We start from the raw sequence: 16,905 nt of genomic DNA on the forward strand, positions 1-16,905 counted from the left end.
GTCCCTCACGCACCCGCCTGCGCCGCGATCGATCGCAGCCCGCGGAGCGCGCCCGGGCTGCCGAGCGCGGCGAAGAATTCGTCGGCGTCGTCCCGCGGCCCGCACCAGCGCGTGTGCGCGTGTAGGTCGAGCGCGCCGAGCGGGACGGCGTCGTGCAGCCGCACCAGCGCGCGCGCGAGGAAGGCCGCCTCGCGCCCCGCCTCGAGCTTGGCCGCCAGTCCCTTGGCCCCGCGCAGCGGCAGCGCGGCGACCCGCCCGAGCGAGTCGTAGAGCGCGTCGAGGTCGCCGAACGCGGCGATGAGGGCCTGCGCCGCCTTCGGCCCGACCCCCGGGACCCCGGGCACGTTGTCGCTGGTATCGCCGACCAGCGCCAGGTAGTCGACCACCTGCGACGGCCGCACGCCCATCCGCTGCAGCACCCCGGCCGCGTCGCAGGTCGCCTGCGTGCGCGGGTCCTCGAGCACCACCCCCGGCGGCTCGTCGCGCACGAGCTGACACAGGTCCTTGTCGACGCTCAGCAGCCGCGTGCGCAGACCCGCGGCCGCCGCGCTGCGGGCGAGCGTGGCCATCAGGTCGTCGGCCTCGTAGTCGGGCACGCTCAGCGACACGAACCCGGCAGCCGCCCCGAATCGCCGCGCGAGCTCGAACTGCGGCGCCAGGTCGGGCGGCGGCTCGCCGCGGTTGGCCTTGTAGCGCGGGTCGATGCGGTTGCGGAACGTGAGCCGCCCGGCGTCGAACACCAGCACCACCCGCTCCGGCGCCCGCCGCAGCAGCCCGCGCAGCAGGTGCCCGAGCCCCAGCACCGCCCCCACGTGCTCGCCCGCCGGCGACAGCCGCGCCGGCATCCCGTAGTACGCGCGGAACAGCAGCGCCGTCGCGTCGATCACCCACACCTCGGGGCATGCTCCCAGGGACATGCCCTCCAGAACATGCCCCTTCGACAATGTCTCCAAGACCACGCTCACTCGCCGACGATCTCCCGCGCCGCGGCCGCGGCCGCCCGGGCGGTCGCGGCCCGCCCGGCGTTGAGCTGCTGGACCATCGCCTCGACCTCGCGCTCGAACCGCTCCTTGGCCTCGCGCTCCTCGGCCTCGCGGTGGAAGCGGACGTAGTCGGCGATCTCCCGCCGCACCCCCGCGATGTCGACGCGGCGCGACAGCTGGTGGATGAGCTGCTTCCTGCGGTCGTAGTCGGCGCGGAAGTACTCGTCGGGGTACTCGAAGTCCTGGACGTAGGCGCGGATGTTGTTGGCGACGCTCTCGACCGAGCGGCCGCTGAGGTCGGCCTTGACCAGGTCGGCGCCGACCTCGGCCCAGCCTGCATCCTCGCCGTGGGCGACGAACGGGCGCAGGTCGCCGAGCAGCACGTCGCGCAGCAGGTGGACGTAGTCGCCTTCGGTGGTCGGCCCGCGCACGGTGAACGGGTTCTGGGCGATCCGCGAGCGCGTCGCCTCGTCCATCTGCATGTAGTTGGCGTCGCAGATCATGAACCACTTGCCGTCCTTCGGGATCAGCGTGCCGTCGAAGATCCCGAACACCGCGCCGAGGTTGTTCTTCTCCTCCGAGCGCAGGTCGCCCGACCCGCGCGAGGCGAACGCGGTGTCGATGTCGGGCCAGTAGACCCCGCACACGCCCTCGAACCCGTAGACCTCCTCCTTGAAGATCTTCACCAGCGTCGCCGCGCTGGCGTTCTGGTACGACGAGGCCCAGTCGGTGCGGCGGATGACCTTGAAGCGGGCCGGGACGTCGCGCTGCTCGCAGAAGTCGAGGAAGTAGTTGCCGATCGCGTGGGCGGTGATCGTCTTGCCGCAGCCGGGCCGGCCGAGGCCGAACAGCACCGGGTTGAGCTGCTTGGGCCCGCGCCTGGCCTTGAGGTCATACGCGGCGACGTCGCGCGCCAGCTTGAGCCCGGCCTGCAGGTACTCCTGGTTGCCGACGATGTCCTGCAGCTTGACCGGCTTGAGGTCGCTGGCCGGGCCCTCGGCGCCGCGGGCCTGAAAGCCCTCGTAGCGCAGCTCGCCGACCACCACCTTGCGCTGGGCCAGGGCCACGCCGAACGGCCGCAGGCGCCCGGCGTGGGTCAGCCGCCGCAGCGCCCCCGCGAGCTGCAGCACGAACGCGTGCAGCGTCGTCACCGCCCACACCTCGCGCTCGTCGAGCCGCGGCGACGTCGCCCCCGGCTGCCGCTGGGCCTGGACCTCGAGGTACTTGCCGGCCATCGCCAGCGCGCTCTTGACCGCCTCCCTGGCTGGCCGAACGAGCAGGTCCTCGAGGCCATCCGACTCGAGCTCGCCGTGGACCTCCGGGGTCGGCGCGACCAGGGCCAGCCGCGGCGCCGTCGCGTCGCCCAGGACCGTCAGCGTGAACGCGCCGACGAACATCCGCTGGTCGCGGGTCGGCTCCGGCAGCGCCAGCGACCCGGCGCGGGCGATGTCCTCGAGCAGCGCCGCGTGCAGCGCCTCGCCGGCCTGCAGCGCCAGGTCGGCCGCCTCGATCGCCGCGTCGAGCGCCCGCAGGCTCAGCACCGTGTGCCCGAACGGCGCGCGCACCAGCTTGTGCAAGGCGGTCGCCAGACCTGACTCTTTGACCAGGTCGCGCGCGGCGGCGCGATCGAAGCCGCCGGCCGGCGGCGTGACGAGCAGCGGGGGGAAGGTCGAGGCGCTCGCGGTCATGCGCGCCGAGCCTACCAGGCCCGCGCGGCCGGGGTGCGCGCGCGACTGCGCCTGCCGGCCGGCGCTGCCGCCGGGCGATCGAGGTCGGCGCCCACGCGCTTCCGCGCACCCGCCCGCCGGACGGCAGCTTGAACCCGGTCGCCGCTGTTGCGGGGCGTCGCGGCCTACGCTCACGCACTCCCCCGCGCACCGTGGCGCAGCCCGCTCGGCGCTGGTGGCAGGCTGCGCGCCGACCGACGGCACGGCCTCGGCGACGACGTCCGGCCCCTCCCCGCCCGCCGGCGGGGACTGTCATGATCGCGTCGACATCGTCCTGACCCCGGAAGAGTACGAGCCCTGCTCGATGGGCATCGACCCGAACGAGGTCAGCCCGACCACCGGCGCCACCGACTCCGGCACCGCGAGCACGAGCGACCCCACCGATTCCCCTGATGCGAGCCCTCGTGCCTCGACGCCCCGTTGTCGTCGCAGGCGGCGTGAACCGCCGCCAGACCAGCGTGCTCTCGCCCGTCTGGCGACCCGTCACCGCCGACCCGAGCGCGACCGGGCAGGCCTTCACCCGCCCGCTGCGCCTTCATGTCCCCGAGGACATGTCCTCTGCTGCGCCGCCGTCGCGGTCGCGGTCGCCCGCCCACCCCGACCGCACGCGAGCGCAAGGACATGTCCCCGAGGACATGTCCTCCGATCCGCCGCACGACGGCCGCGAGCCGTCGAGGTCGCTCGCGCGGACGCGGCGTGAGGCGACCTGCCCCTGCGAGATCGCCTCGCCGCCTCGCTCGTGTGCTTCACCGCATCACCGCCGCGACGGCCTCATTTCGACGGCCGCGAGCCGTCGAGGTCGCTCGCGCGGACGCGGCGTGAGGCGACCTGCCCCTGCGAGATCGCCTCGCCGCCTCGCTCGTGTGCTTCACCGCATCACCGCCGCGACGGCCTCATTTCTTAAAAATTCGTGCGTCGGCTCCGTGAGCTCGAGCCGCACCTTCACGAGGGCACGGCTCTGGGATCTCGTGCCGCGGTTCGCCGCGCCTCAGGACGCGGCTGCGGCGCCGGTCTCGGCATTGGCGACACCGGCTTCGGGGACGTCGATGCGCCAGCGGGCCCGCACGCGGGCCACGACCTCGCCGATGCTGTTGCGGAGCTCGCCGGTGACCTCGAATTCGTGCGTCCCGGGGCCTTCCGGGATCTGGACCTGCGCGTCGCCGGTGATCGTGCCGCGGGCCTTCTTCACGTACTCCATCGCCAGCTCGCGGACGATCCCCCGCGCGCCGGGCGGGAGCAGGCTCATGACGGCCAGCCCGGTCACGGCCTCGCCGAGGTTCATCAGGGCGACCGCGTGGACGCAGCGAAGGTGGTTGCGCACGCCCCAGCGGTCGCGCATCTGCACCTTGGCGCGGCCGGCCTCGAGCTCCAGCACCAGCGGCGAGATGCTGCCGGTGTACGGGACCGCCAGCGAGATGGCGCGCGCGAACAGCTGCTTGCCGAATGTCTTTGCGGACAGGCTCTTCCACATGTCGAGGACGCGGGTCGGGTCGCGCAGCGTTTCGATGCCGAGCTTCATGGGCGCGCAGTGTGTTGCCGAAGCCCCGGGCGAGTCAACGCGCGCGCCCTCGCGCTCTCGCCGCCATCGCGCATGCGAGTCCGGTCACCGAGCGGAGAGGCAGGCGCACGCGCTCCGCGGTTGCCGGTCACCACGGCATTGTGGATTATGCCCCCCAACCGAGACAGAACGATGAACATGGCCGCCATTCTTCGGTCTATCACGACCAGCACTTCGCGCTACGAGGAGCGCGCCGACGGCGTGATCGTCCAGCGGCTGCTGACCACCCGCACCCAGACCATCACCGACGCGCGGGAGAACACCTCCGCGTTCGTGAGGATCGCCGGCGGTCACCCGCGTCGCGTCCTGATCGACATCCGCATCATCCGCGCCCTCCAGGCCGGCGTCCGCGAGCACTACGCCGACCCCGAGCTCGCCAAGTGGTGCTCCGCCGTCGCCCTCCTGGTCGCCACGCCGGGCGGCCACCAGTTCGGCCGCTACTACATGTCGATGAACCCCGGCCCGCTGCCGGTGCTGATGTTCACCGACGAGGCCCAGGCGATCGAATGGCTGCACCGCGAGACCAGCGACCAGCCGACCTTCGCCGGCAGCGCCGCGCTCTGATCGCGCACCGCGAGCGACGCGAGCGCCTGCCGCTCGGTCGCTCGCGACATGTCCCGAGCGCGTGCCGACCGGGTGCTCGGGACATGTCTCGAAAGACATCCACCTCGCACCGCTCGCCTCGCATCCATCAGTCCCCGCGTCGTGCGAGCCGCGTCGACGGCGACCAGCCGCGCCGCCGCCGCACGGGTGCGCGCCGGCGAAGCGAAAACAGCGAAATGCGTCATAGGACTCCGTCGACTTGAATGCATTGGCGTGCTCGGAAATTCCGGTAAAAGCTGTCGCCCACGCGTAGCAGCGGCCAAATACGCGTTCTAGGCACCTTTTAAACTTTCTGCGGGCCGCGGTGATCGAGCGGGCGAGTGGCGTTACTCGGACCGCGGGTGGTGCCGCTTGTGATGCGGCGAGCTCGATCGGGGCGCCACGGAAGGCGCGACGCCCCCCGACGCGGGGCCACCCGTCCTTTCCCCCACGAACGCATTCGACCATGTCCCAGCGTACGTACTCCACCATCCCGTTCGCCGCCGCCGCGCTCACCCTGCTCCTCGCAGGCGCCTGTAAGACCATCGTCCTGCCCGGCAACGAGGGCGGCGACGAGACCGAGGGCACCGAGGGCACCGACTCTGCCACCGGCCCGGGCAGCGGGACCACCGAAGGCGGCACCGACGGCCAGGCCGGCGACGCCAACTGCGGCGAGCTGTCGGCCAAGACGATCGAGATCCTCGACGTCAACTGCGACAAGTGTCACGGCCCCGACAGCGCCGCGCTCGGCAGCATCAACTACATCACCAACCTCGACGCGCTGATCTCGAACGGCAAGGTCGTCCCCGGCGAGCCCACCAACTCTGCGCTCTACCGCCGCATGAGCGCGACGATGGCCCCGATGCCGCCGGAGAGCGAGACGCAGCGGCCGAGCGCGGACGACCTCCGCGTCGTCGAGCAGTGGATCGGCGAGTGCGCCGGCGTCAGCGGCTGCAGCGACAACCCGTGGATCACCCGCACCCAGGTGATCGACATGATCCGCGCCGACCTCCTCAACACCCAGGAGATCTCGGCCGACGCGCGGCCCTTCATCCGCTACTTCAGCCTGGTCCACCTCTACAACTTCGGCTGGTGCTCCGACCAGATCGACATCTACCGCCACGCGCTGTCGAAGCTGGTCAACAGCCTGTCGAACGAGATCAAGGTCGTCCCGCCGACGCCGATCGACCCGGACAAACTGATCTTCCGCATCGACATCCGCGACTACGACTGGGACGCCCCGGGCTCGGTGCTCGACCCCGCGAGCGGCAGCGTCACCGAGACCTTCAAGGACACCTGGGAGCTCATCGCCGCCAAGGACCCGTACGCGATCGAGTTCATCGGCGACAGCGCCGAGGACGTGAAGCTGGCCACCGGCACCAAGTTCTTCCTGCTGCAGGCCGACGCGTTCGTCGAGGTCGCGGCCCAGCCGCCGCTCTACCACGATGTCCTGCGGATCCCGCTGACCCGCCAGGAGCTCGAGGCGAGCTTCGGCATCGACGTCGAGGCCAACATCCAGGAGGAGATCGACACCAACCCGAACCGGGTCGCGCGCTCGGCCTTCCACGACTCGGGCGTGTCCGAGAACCACCGCGTGATCGAGCGCCACGACTTCCCCAACGCCAGCAACCGCTCGTACTGGATCAGCTACGACTTCGGCAGCAACGCCGGCGACGCCAACGTCTTCGTCGACCCGTTCAACTTCGTCGAGGACGGCAGCGAGATCATCTACAACCTGCCGAACGGCCTCCAGGGCTACATGATCGTCGACGAGGCCGGCCGCCGCATCGACGACGCGCCGATCCAGATCGTCCAGGACAAGAACGCCCCCGACGGCGTGGTCCGCAACGGCAAGTCGTGCATGGGCTGCCACAACGTCGGCATGATCAACAAGGACGACGACCTGCGCTGGGAGGTCGACCAGAACCTCGGCGAGGGCGACTTCGACGACAACGAGCTCGACGCCATCCGCGCCCTCTACCCCTCGCGCGACGACTTCAACCTCCTGTTCCAGCTCGACGCCGACCGCTTCAACCTCGCCGTCAAGGCCGCCGGCGTGCCCCTCGGCGGCGCCAGGGAGCCGATCGTCACCGTGTTCAACGCGTTCGACGAGGACGTGGAGATCCGCCGCGCCGCGGCCGAGCTGTGGACCACCGAGACGACCCTCCGCGAGAAGCTCGGCCAGCTCAGCCCCGACCTCGACAACCTCGGCAAGAACCAGACCGGCGTCCGCCGCGACGTGTTCTCCGCCGCCTACGCCGACGCGATCTGCCAGCTCAAGGTCGGCCGCACCAAGGCCTGCCCGTAACGACCGAGCCCAAGCGAACGAGCCGACCTCCCGCACCCCCGGGCGCGAGGTCGGCTCCTCGCTTTTAAGTCCCAAGAGCCGACCTCTCGCGCCCACGAGAGGTCGGCTCTTCTCTTTCTCGAACGGCGCGAGCTCGAGCCGCGTCGCGGCGCTCACCGATGCGGTCGTCGACCCCCGGCAGCCAGCTCCCTGCCTGCCAGCATCGCGTGAGACACGACCGAGCTCAGGGCTCGCCCCTCGCGCACGAAGCAGATCGTGGACTGCTCGCCCACGACCTGCGCGGATTTTACTTCTTGAAGATATATCTGACAGATAGTATGAGGGCGATGTCTGCCTGACATCCGTGGAGACGTGGAGAGACCGATGTCCATGCGCCCTTTCACCTCGTGGAACCTCCTAACCGCGACACGCCGGCCGGAGCCCTTTGCCGTGGCGGGAATGCGAAGACTGCACAGCTTGGAACACAGCGCCCTCATCCTCCTCGCGTGCGTCCCGCTCGGTTGCGGCGACTCGAGCGGGGGCGAGACCGCCGCCTGGACCGCGCCGACGAGCGGCGTCTCGTCCACGGACGACCCGACGGTCACCGCGGGCAGCAACACCGAGGGCACCGCGTCGACGTCGCAGGGCAGCATGAGCGAGCCGACGCTCGGCACCACCGCCGCGACGACGCCGACCACCGGGATGGTCGACGAGACGTTCGGCACCACCGACTGGGGATGCTGGCCATCGGTGTGCTCGGACGACTTTTCCGAGGTGCTGTGCGACGGCGAGGTCGTCGAGAGCTGCGGCGAAGGGACCTACTGCGTCGACGAAGTCTGCACCCCGCTGAGCGCGTGCGAGGCCGCCGAGCTGCTCAAGGGCAGCGAGGGCTGCAACTTCTGGTCGGTCAAGACCGAGCTGCTCAAAGACGCGACCGGCACCTGCTTCGCGGTCTTCATCGCCAACACCGGCGACCAGCCGGTGCATATCGAGGTCGAGTACGACGGCCAGGCGCTGCCGGTCGCCGACTTCACGCGGATCCCCCAGGGCCAGGGCAGCGGCCTGAGCTACGCCCCCTACGACGCCGGCGCAGGGCTCCCGGTCGGCGAGGTGGCGATCGTGTTCCTGTCCCGCGGGCCAGGCGACTTCCCGGACTGCCCGGCGCCGGCGGGGATCCAGCAGGAGGTCCAGGTCGTCGGCACCGGGCTCGGCAAGGCCTTCCGGATCTCCACCGACCAGCCGGTCGCGGCCTACCAGATGCTGCCCTACGGCGGCGGCTCGGTCGCGGCGACCTCGGCGACCCTGCTGCTGCCGACCAGCGTCTGGGACGTCAACTACATGGCGGTCAACGCCTACAAGAAGAGCGAACTGGTCCCCGACGCCAACCCGCTCTTCGTCGTCGTCGCCGACGAGGACGGCACCGAGATCACGCTCGACCCGAAGGTCGAGGTCGTCGGCGGAAACGGCGTGCAGGGCGGCCCGGCCGGCGTGCCGCTGAAGTACGTGCTGAACCGCGGGCAGACGATCCAGTTCAACCAGACGACCGAGCTCACCGGCTCGCCGCTGGTCGCCAACAAGCGCGTCGGGGTGTTCGGCGGCGCGAGCTGCCTCAACATCCCCGAGGACACGACCGCGTGCGACGGGGCGCACCAGCAGATCCCGCCGGTCAAGGCGCTCGGCAGCGCGTACGCGGGGGTGCGCTACCGCAACCGCACGGTCGACGAGGAGTCGCCGCCCTGGCGCCTGGTCGGCACGGTCGCGAACACGCAGCTCACGTGGACGCCCGCCAAGCCGGACGGGGCGCCCGACACCCTCGCGCGCGGCGAGGTCGCCGAGTTCAACTCGCCCGGGCCCTTCCTCGTGCAGAGCCAGGACGCCGACCACCCCTTCTACCTCGCGGCGTACATGACCGGCGGCGGGTATTACAACGGCGTCGGCGACCCCGAGTGGGTCAACGTCGTCCCCTCGGAGCAGTTCCTCGAAAAGTACGTGTTCTTCACCGACCCGACCTACTCCGAGACCCACCTCGTCATCACCCGCAGCAAAGTCGACGGCGCGTTCGCGGACGTGAACCTCCAGTGCGCCGGCGCCCTCGGCGGCTGGCAGCCGCTCGGCGCCGACTACGAGTACACCCGCATCGACCTCGTCACCGGCAACTTCCAGGACGTCGGCAACTGCTCGAACGGCCGCCACGAGATCTCGAGCGAGAACCCCTTCGGCGTCACCGTGTGGGGCTGGGGCTCGTTCCAGAGCCAGGGCTTCAATACCGCGTACGTCTCCTACGCCTACCCCGCCGGCGCCAGGATCAAGGCGATCAACGAAGTCGAGGTCATCCCGGAGTGACCTGTCCCTCCGGACAGCGCGGTCCCGCCGCGCAGCCCCACGCGGCGGCCCATGCAAGCGGCGAGGCGACGAACGCCACGAGCACGTCGAAGACGACCTCGACGACGTGTCTCAGGACGACGCTTTCAGCCCGACGCCGAGGACGCCGGTGATCTCGTACGTCAGGCGCTCGGCCTCCTCGGCGCTGAGGTCGCCGAGCAGCCCGTCGGTGATCATGCGCGCGAGCCCGTACGTCAGGGCTTGGGCCGCCAGCAACCCCGCGCTGCGGGCGACGAGCGCGGGGCTCGACACGCCCTGGTGGGCGCGCCCGAGCACTTCGTCCATGGTCTGCTGCGAGACGGCGCCGAGCTGCTGCAGGAGCGGCGACGCGGCGACGACCTCGGCGTGGGTGAGCGCGCGAAAGAAGCCGGGCTCCTCCACGGCGAATCGCACGTAGGCGACGCCGCGCGCGCGCTGCTTGTCCAGCGGCGCCGCGACGCAGCCCGCCGCGGCCTCCATGCGCTCGAACAGACGTCGCGCGCCCTCCTCGGCGACGGCGACGAGCAGCGCGAGGCGGCTCTCGAAGTGGCGGAACGGCGCGCCCCCGCTGACGCCGAGGCGCACGGCCAGCGAGGACACGTTCAACGCGTCGACGCCGCGCCTGGCGACCGCCGCGGCCGCGGCGTCGATGAGCGCGCGCCGTAGATCGCCGTGGTGATAGGCGTCCGCGGACTTCTTCTTGATCCGTCTCCTCGCCGGCGTGGGCGCGCTCCTGTCCAAAGTAAGTCGAACTGACTTAGCAAGTAAGCCGTGCTTACACAAGGGGGCGGATGGCCGCGGGCCACGAGGAGGCGCTCCGAGGCTTTCGCGGCCCGGCGGCCGGTGGAATGATCCGGCGATGCGCTTCGAGATTGCACTCCCGTCCGTCCTCGTCCTCCTCGCCGCGTGCGGCGGCGACGACCCCGCCAGCAGCGCGAGCGACGGGACCGGCGTCACCACCGTCACCGCCACCGAGTCGACCACCTCGACGACCCAGAGCACCGCGCCGACGACCTCCGGCGTCGTCACCGACACCGGCACCTCGACCGGCGGCGCCGACACCACCATCCCGCCGATCTGCCCCGACGGCACCATCGTCTGCGAGGGCAACGTCAAGAAGGTGTGCGACGGCATGGGCGGCTTCTTCGAGGAGACCCTGTGCGACGACGTCTGCGTCGAGGGCCTCGGCTGCCTCCTGTGCAACCCCGGCGAGGGCGTGTGCGACGGCGACGTCGCGCACGTCTGCAACGACGCCGGCGACGGCTACGTCGACACCTACTGCGACGAGGTCCAGGGGGTGACGTGCGACCCGGACTCGGGCCATTGCGTCGGCGCCTGCGCCCCCGCCAACCTCGGCACCTCGTACATCGGCTGCGACTACTACCCGACGGTGACGACCAACAGGGTCGACAACATCTATCACTTCGCCGTCGTCGTCTCCAACACCACCGACGAGAGCGCCCACGTCACGATCACCCGCGGCGCGATGACCGTCACCGAGGCCGACGTCCCGAGCCAGAGCGTCGAGGTGATCACCCTCCCGTGGGTCGCCGAGCTCAAGGACTACTGGGACAGCAAGGTCGTCCCCGACGGCGCCTACCGGGTGCGTTCGACCCAGCCGATCACCCTGTACCAGTACAGCCCGCTCGAGTACGTCATCGGCGACGAATATTCGATGACCAACGACGCCTCGCTGCTGGTGCCGGTCAACGCCTGGAGCGCCGACTACTGGGTGGCGATCCGCAACACCCACGGCGGCTGGAACCCCGGCGGTTACGCCGTGGTCGCCAGCCAGGACGGCACCCAGGTGACGGTGACCCCGTCGGCGACCGGCAAGATCGTCAACCCCGGCGGCGGGATCGCGGCCGACGGCACCGGCGTCGTCACGCTCGACGAGGGCGACGTCCTGCAGGTCCTCTCGGGGCACGGCGGCGGCGAGCCCGGCATGCCCGACATCGCCGACCTCACCGGCACCCACGTCACCGCCGACAAGCCGGTCCACGTGATCGCGACCCACTTCTGCACCTATATCCCGTTCGACGTCGAGGCCTGCGACCACCTCGAGGAGTCGATGCTCCCGTACGAGAGCCTCGCCAGGGAGTACCTCGTCACCACCCCGTTCGTGAAGCCACTCAACCAGGAGCCGTTCATCAAGCCGCGCATGGTCCGGGTGATCGCCACCGAGGCGGGGACCACCATCAGCTACGAGCCGCCGCAGGACGGCGCGCCGACGACCCTCGCCAACCCCGGCGACTACTTCGAGATCGCGGCCACCGACAAGGACTTCATGATCACCGCCAGCGCCAAGGTCGTCGTCGCCGAGTACATGCAGGGCCAGCAGGCGGGCGGCATGACCGGCGACCCGGCGATGACGATCGCGGTGCCGCTCAAGCAGTACCGCACCAACTACCTGTTCCACGCCCCGGTCAACTACGAGAGCTCGTTCGTCAACGTCACCGCGCCGGTCGGCGCGAACATCACCCTCGACGGCATGCCCCTGCCCGCGCCGACCCCGATCGGCAACACCGGCTACGGGGTCATCCGCGCCCAGCTCTCGAACGCCGGCGACGGCACCCACGCCCTGACCGGCGACCAGGAGTTCGGCATCCAGGTCTACGGCTACGGGCAGTACACCAGCTACTGGTACCCCGGCGGGGCCGACCTCAAGTTCATCCCGAACATCCCGGAGTAGCCCACGGCCCCGCGCGCTGGTCCTGTCGTCGCTGGCGGACGCAGCGCGAGGGTCAGGGCGAGACCGCCTCGTCCTCGTCGAAATCCTCGCTCCCGGCGGGGCGGACCACCAGGTGGCGGAAGGGCTCGTGGCCCTCGGAGTAGACCTCGACGAGGTGGTACCGCGCCGCGAACCGGTGCTGCACCTTGCGCAGCGGCGGCGGCTGAGCCCGCAGCGCCACGGTGATGTTCTCGCTCACGGCCCGCTCGATCGCCTGCTCGATCTCCACGATGGCCTCGCGGACGACCTCGTCGTCCATGCCCGGCACGCTCGGGAAGGCGGCCTGCAGCGCGCGTCGCAGCTCCGAGCCGCTGTTGCGCTTGACCGTGTGCACCGGCCGACCCTCCTCCGCCAGCCGGCGGATCTTCTGGTCGTCGGCCCGGGCGCGCAGCGCGAAGATCATGTCCGCATGCTCGGGGTTGTTCACGATCCGCGCGTCCACGGCGACGTCTCGGAGCGCGCGGACCAGGAGGTCGCGGCTGATCGCGTGCAGGTAGATCCGCACCGGGCCCTCCCACGTGGCCGGGTGCGCCACGCGGGCGCGGGTCGCGGGCGCGGCAGGGGCCTCGGGCGCGGCCGCGGGGACGTCGGGCGCGGGTGCGCGGCCCGGCTGCCGGCGCTCGCCCCTCACGGGCTCGCCGGCGAGCAACCGGTCGACCGCGGCGCCCGCGTCGTGATGCACCACGACCTCGTCGCGCCCGACCATCTCGACCACGACGTCGAAGGTGGGAGCCCCTCGGCGCTCGGTGATCGTCTTCGCCGAGCGACGCCGGCGGGCCTCCTCGTCGCCGAGCGTGACGGTGTGCACGCCGCCGACCAGGTCCGAGAGGGTCGGGTTCAGCACCAGGTTCTCGAGCGTGTTGCCGTGCGCCGTGCCGATCAGCTGCACCCCGCGCTCGGCGATGGTGCGCGCGGCCGCGGCCTCGGCCGCGGTGCCGATCTCGTCGACGACGATCACCTCGGGCATGTGGTTCTCGACCGCTTCGATCATCACGGCGTGCTGGCGGTCGGGCCGCGGCACTTGCATCCGCCGCGCGGCGCCGATGCCGGGGTGCGGCACGTCGCCGTCGCCGCCGATCTCGTTGGAGGTGTCGACCACGACGACGCGCCGCCCCAGGTCGTCGGCCAGCACGCGCGCGATCTCCCGCAGCTTGGTCGTCTTGCCGACGCCCGGCCGGCCCAGCAGCAGCACGTTCTGCCCGGTCTCGACCAGGTCCCGCAGCAGCTCGATCGCGCCGACCACCGCGCGACCCACGCGCAGGGTCAGCCCCACGACCTCGCCGCGCCGGTTCCGGATGACCGAGATCCGGTGCAGCGTGCCCTCGATGCCGGTGCGGTTGTCCTCGCCCACGGGGCTCAGCTCCCGCAGCACGGCGTCGATGTCCGCGCGAGCGACGGGCGTGCCGGAGAGGCGTTCGGCGCGGCCCTCGAGTCGGGCCTCGGGCGTGCGACCGAGGTCCATCACCACCTCGAGCAACTGAGCCGGCGCGAGCGCGCGCACGGCGCTCTGCAGCTCGGCGGGCAGGACCCCGATGAGGAGTCCGAGTTCGTGGTCCGTTGTGCTGGTCACCCGGGAGCCATAATGCTCCCCGGCGGGTTTCGCCATGGATCCGGGCGAGGTGGGGCGCGTGCGCCCACGCGGGAGGGAGCGCGAGACCAGGACGGGAGGGCCTCGCGGCCTTCCCCGTCCCGCGCTTCGAGACCGCAATTCGCGCCGTTGCGGGTCTCATCGCTCCGGCCGACGCGGCCGGATGGTTCAAGCACTGCGGCGGCGGCCCGCCTCAAGGCGCATGAGCCTGCTGTCCGCTCACCAGCCGCACTTTTTGCCCGCGTTCTGCTCGTCGAGCCACTTCTCGAGCGGCGCGAAGTACTCGAGGAGCGCCCCGCCGTCCATCTGCTTGGTGCCGGTGAGGGCGGCCATCGCCTCGGGCCACGGCTTGCTCGAGCCGAGGGCGAGCATCGCCTTGAGCTTGTCGCCCGCGGCGGTCTTGCCGTAGATCGAGCACTCGTGCAGCGGCCCGGTGTGGCCGGCCGCCTCGCACAGCGCCTTGTGGAACTGGAACTGGAGGATCCGCGCCAGGAAGTAGCGGGTGTACGGCACGTTGGCCGGGATGTGGTACTTCGCGCCGGCGTCGAAGAAGTCCGGGTCGGGCCGGTCCTCGGGCGGCGCGATGCCCTGGTACTTGGCGCGCAGGGCCCACCAGGCCTCGTTGTACTTCTCGGGCGCCGTCTTGCCGGAGAACACGTCCCAGCGCCACTGATCGATCAGCTTGCCGAACGGCAGGAACGCGATCTTCTCGAGCGCGTCCTGCATCTGCAGGTTGATGAGGCCCTTCTCGTCGGCCGGCACGTCGTTGATGAGGCCGATCTGCTTGAGGTAGGCCGGCGTGATCGACAGCGCGATCGCGTCGCCGATCGCCTCGTGGAAGCCGTCGTGGGCGCCGTTCTGGAACAGCACCGGCAGCTTGTAGTAGTAGTGATAATAATAGTTGTGCCCGAGCTCGTGGTGGACGGTGACCATGTCCTCCTGGTTGATCTTGATGCACATCTTGATCCGGAGGTCGTCGTTGAGGTCGACGTCCCAGGCGCTCGCGTGGCACACGACCTCGCGGTCCTTCGGCTTCTGCAGCATCGACCGCTCCCAGAAGGTCGCCGGCAGCGGGTCGAGGCCCAGCGAGGTGAAGAACGACTCGCCGAGCTTGACCAGCTTGACCTCGTCGTACTTGGCCTTCTTCAGCGCGCCGGTGACGTCGAGGCTGGCCGCGCCGGGGAACGGCTCGACCAGCGGGTAGATGTTGGCCCACTCCTGCGCCCACATGTTGCCGAGCAGGTGCGCCGGGATGAGGCCCTCCGCCGGGACCTTGTCCTTGCCGTACTTGTCGGCCAGCTTGCCGCGGACGTAGCAGTGCAGCTTGTCGTAGAGCGGCCGCACCTGCGTCCACAGCCGCTCGGTCTCCTGCTCGAACTCGGCCGGGCTCATGTCGTAGCCGGCGCGCCACAGCTCGCCGAGGTCCTTGTAGCCGATCTCCTTGGCGCCCTCGTTGGCGAGGCCGACGAACTCCTGGTACAGCGGCCGCAGCTCGATCGCGACCTTGTGCCAGCCGGTCCACGCCTTGAGCAGCTCGTCGTACTTGCGGCTCTGCGCCATGATGTCCTCGAGCGCGCCGAGGTCCTTGCACTTCGCGCCCTCGCACGCCTTGCCCTTGCCGTAGATGCCCTCCATCTTGGCGCCGAGCTCGGCCAGCCGCTTGCGCTTCTCCGGGTCGCCGGGGGCCGGCGGCGGGCTGGCGGCGACCTTGAGCAGGTGCAGCTTGCGCTGCGTCTCGGGGTCGATGTCGTCGCCCGTGAAGGTCGTGGCCTCCTTGATGGTCTTGGCCATGAACTCCATCAGCTTCTCGTTGGCCTCGGCCGCGGCCTTCTCGGTGGCGTCGGTGATGTTGGTGTTCTTGTCCCACTCGGCCTTGCCGGCCGCGACCGCGAGCGTGCGCAGCTCGGCGTCGACGCGGTCGACGAACGCCTTGGCCTCGGCCGCCTGGCTCGGCTTCTTCTCGACCTCTTTGCTGTCGAGCTTGGTCTCGGCCTTGACCTCGGTCTTCGCCCGCGCCGGCTTGCCCTTCTGCGCCGCCGGCGGCGGTTGTTGTTCGGCGCCGCCTTGACAGGCGATCACGGGGAGCGACGAAAGGACGAGGACTGCGGCGACGCGGGTGCGGAGCATGGGCGGGACGATACTGCGCGTCGCCGCGGTTGTCAGCGGAATTTCCGCGCCGCAAAAGTCACCGCCGCTGCAGGCGACACACGAACTGCAGGCGGCGAAACCACCGCGGACGCGTGCGGGCCCATGCGAGCGCGAGGCTTTGCCGACCGTGCTGGTTCGGAGCCCCCAGCGCCGCCGGTCAGCGCACGATGTCCGGATCGACGGTGACGCTGACGGGGCAATGATCCGAGCCGAGCACGCTCGAGTGAATCGCCGCCGCCTTGACGAACGGCAGCGCCTCGCTGCACGCCAGCACGTAGTCGATGCGCCAGCCGACGTTGCGCTGGCGGCAGCCGCCGCGCTGGCACCACCACGAATAGTGGCCGGGCCCCGCCTCGAACTTGCGGAACGTGTCGTGGTAGCCGCGCTTCAGCCACCGGTCGAGCTCGGCCCGCTCCTCCGGCAGGAACCCGCTGGTGCCGAGGTTGTCGCGCGGGCGGGCCAGATCGATCTCCTGGTGGGCCGTGTTGAAGTCGCCCATCACCAGCACCCGCAGCCCCTCGCCGCGCAGCGCGTCGAGCCGCTTGCGCAGCGCGCGGTAGAACGACAGCTTGTAGGGCACGCGGTCGTTGCTGCGGTCCTGCCCGTTGCCGTTGGGGAAGTACACGTTGGCCACCACCAGCTTGCCGAAGCGGGCCAGCTGCAGGCGGCCCTCGACGTCGAACTTCGGGCCGAGCGCGGTGTCGACGCTGTCGGGCGTGAGCTTGCTGAACAGCGCGACCCCGCTGTAGCCCGGCTTCCTGGCCGCCGAGACATGTGCGAAAGGCCAGCCTTCGGGTCGAGCCAGCTCGCCGAGCTGCTCGGCGCTGGCGCGGACCTCTTGCAGGCCGACGATGCTCGGCCCGCTGGCGAGCCAGGGCGAGAGGGCTTGCTTGCGCGCCAGGGCGCGCAGGCCGTTGACGTTCCAGGAGGCGATCGTCAG

At 70.7% G+C, this 16,905-nt stretch carries 11 protein-coding genes; 4 read left to right on the plus strand and 7 right to left on the minus strand.

What is annotated here, in order from left to right:
• Nucleotides 1-5: 5 nt before the first annotated feature.
• The 3 genes from NAEX_RS17635 to NAEX_RS17645 all read right to left on the minus strand — a co-directional run bounded on the left by NAEX_RS17635 (nt 6) and on the right by NAEX_RS17645 (nt 4,229).
• Nucleotides 6-917 (minus strand): 5'-3' exonuclease, encoded by a 912-nt coding sequence (locus tag NAEX_RS17635; RefSeq protein ID WP_096328652.1) that lies wholly within the window; start codon nt 915-917, stop codon nt 6-8.
• 44 nt (nt 918-961) lie between these two features.
• Entirely contained in the window at nt 962-2,671 is a 1,710-nt protein-coding gene (locus tag NAEX_RS17640) for an AAA family ATPase (protein ID WP_096328653.1), read from the minus strand.
• Between the two features lie 1,027 nt (nt 2,672-3,698).
• Nucleotides 3,699-4,229 carry a DUF4442 domain-containing protein gene (locus NAEX_RS17645; protein ID WP_096328654.1) on the minus strand — a complete coding sequence of 177 codons (531 nt, stop codon included), beginning with the start codon at nt 4,227-4,229 and terminating at the stop codon, nt 3,699-3,701.
• Between the two features lie 177 nt (nt 4,230-4,406).
• Between NAEX_RS17645 and NAEX_RS17650 the strand changes: the two genes are divergently transcribed.
• From NAEX_RS17650 to NAEX_RS17660, 3 genes are all read left to right on the plus strand, one after another.
• Complete coding sequence (locus NAEX_RS17650; protein ID WP_143141105.1) at nt 4,407-4,832, plus strand: DUF7793 family protein; 426 nt, start codon at nt 4,407-4,409, stop codon at nt 4,830-4,832.
• 484 nt (nt 4,833-5,316) lie between these two features.
• Nucleotides 5,317-7,158 (plus strand): c-type cytochrome domain-containing protein, encoded by a 1,842-nt coding sequence (locus NAEX_RS17655; RefSeq protein WP_096328656.1) that lies wholly within the window; start codon nt 5,317-5,319, stop codon nt 7,156-7,158.
• Between the two features lie 456 nt (nt 7,159-7,614).
• Nucleotides 7,615-9,480: an IgGFc-binding protein gene (locus NAEX_RS17660; protein WP_096328657.1), complete on the plus strand. Its 1,866-nt coding sequence runs from the start codon at nt 7,615-7,617 to the stop codon at nt 9,478-9,480.
• 111 nt (nt 9,481-9,591) lie between these two features.
• On the opposite strand, the gene NAEX_RS50360 is transcribed toward NAEX_RS17660, so the two are convergent.
• Nucleotides 9,592-10,239, minus strand: a complete 648-nt coding sequence (locus NAEX_RS50360) for a TetR/AcrR family transcriptional regulator (protein ID WP_170135801.1) — start codon at nt 10,237-10,239, stop codon at nt 9,592-9,594.
• Nucleotides 10,240-10,357: 118 nt separating this feature from the next.
• Here NAEX_RS50360 and NAEX_RS17670 point away from each other — a divergent pair, with 118 nt between their 5' ends.
• The gene (locus NAEX_RS17670) at nt 10,358-12,190 is read left to right on the plus strand and encodes an IgGFc-binding protein (RefSeq protein ID WP_170135802.1); all 1,833 of its coding nucleotides are present in this window, start codon (nt 10,358-10,360) and stop codon (nt 12,188-12,190) included.
• Nucleotides 12,191-12,242: 52 nt separating this feature from the next.
• Here NAEX_RS17670 and NAEX_RS17675 read toward each other — a convergent pair whose 3' ends face one another.
• From NAEX_RS17675 to NAEX_RS17685, 3 genes are all read right to left on the minus strand, one after another.
• Entirely contained in the window at nt 12,243-13,835 is a 1,593-nt protein-coding gene (locus tag NAEX_RS17675) for a R3H domain-containing nucleic acid-binding protein (protein ID WP_096328660.1), read from the minus strand.
• 201 nt (nt 13,836-14,036) lie between these two features.
• The gene (locus NAEX_RS17680) at nt 14,037-15,944 is read right to left on the minus strand and encodes a M2 family metallopeptidase (protein WP_096328661.1); all 1,908 of its coding nucleotides are present in this window, start codon (nt 15,942-15,944) and stop codon (nt 14,037-14,039) included.
• Between the two features lie 178 nt (nt 15,945-16,122).
• On the minus strand, nt 16,123-16,905 hold the full coding sequence (locus tag NAEX_RS17685; RefSeq protein ID WP_096333644.1) for an exodeoxyribonuclease III: 783 nt from the start codon (nt 16,903-16,905) through the stop codon (nt 16,123-16,125).

The sequence above is a fragment of the Nannocystis exedens genome (assembly GCF_002343915.1).
GTDB classification, from domain to species: Bacteria; Myxococcota_A; Polyangia; order Nannocystales; family Nannocystaceae; genus Nannocystis; species Nannocystis exedens.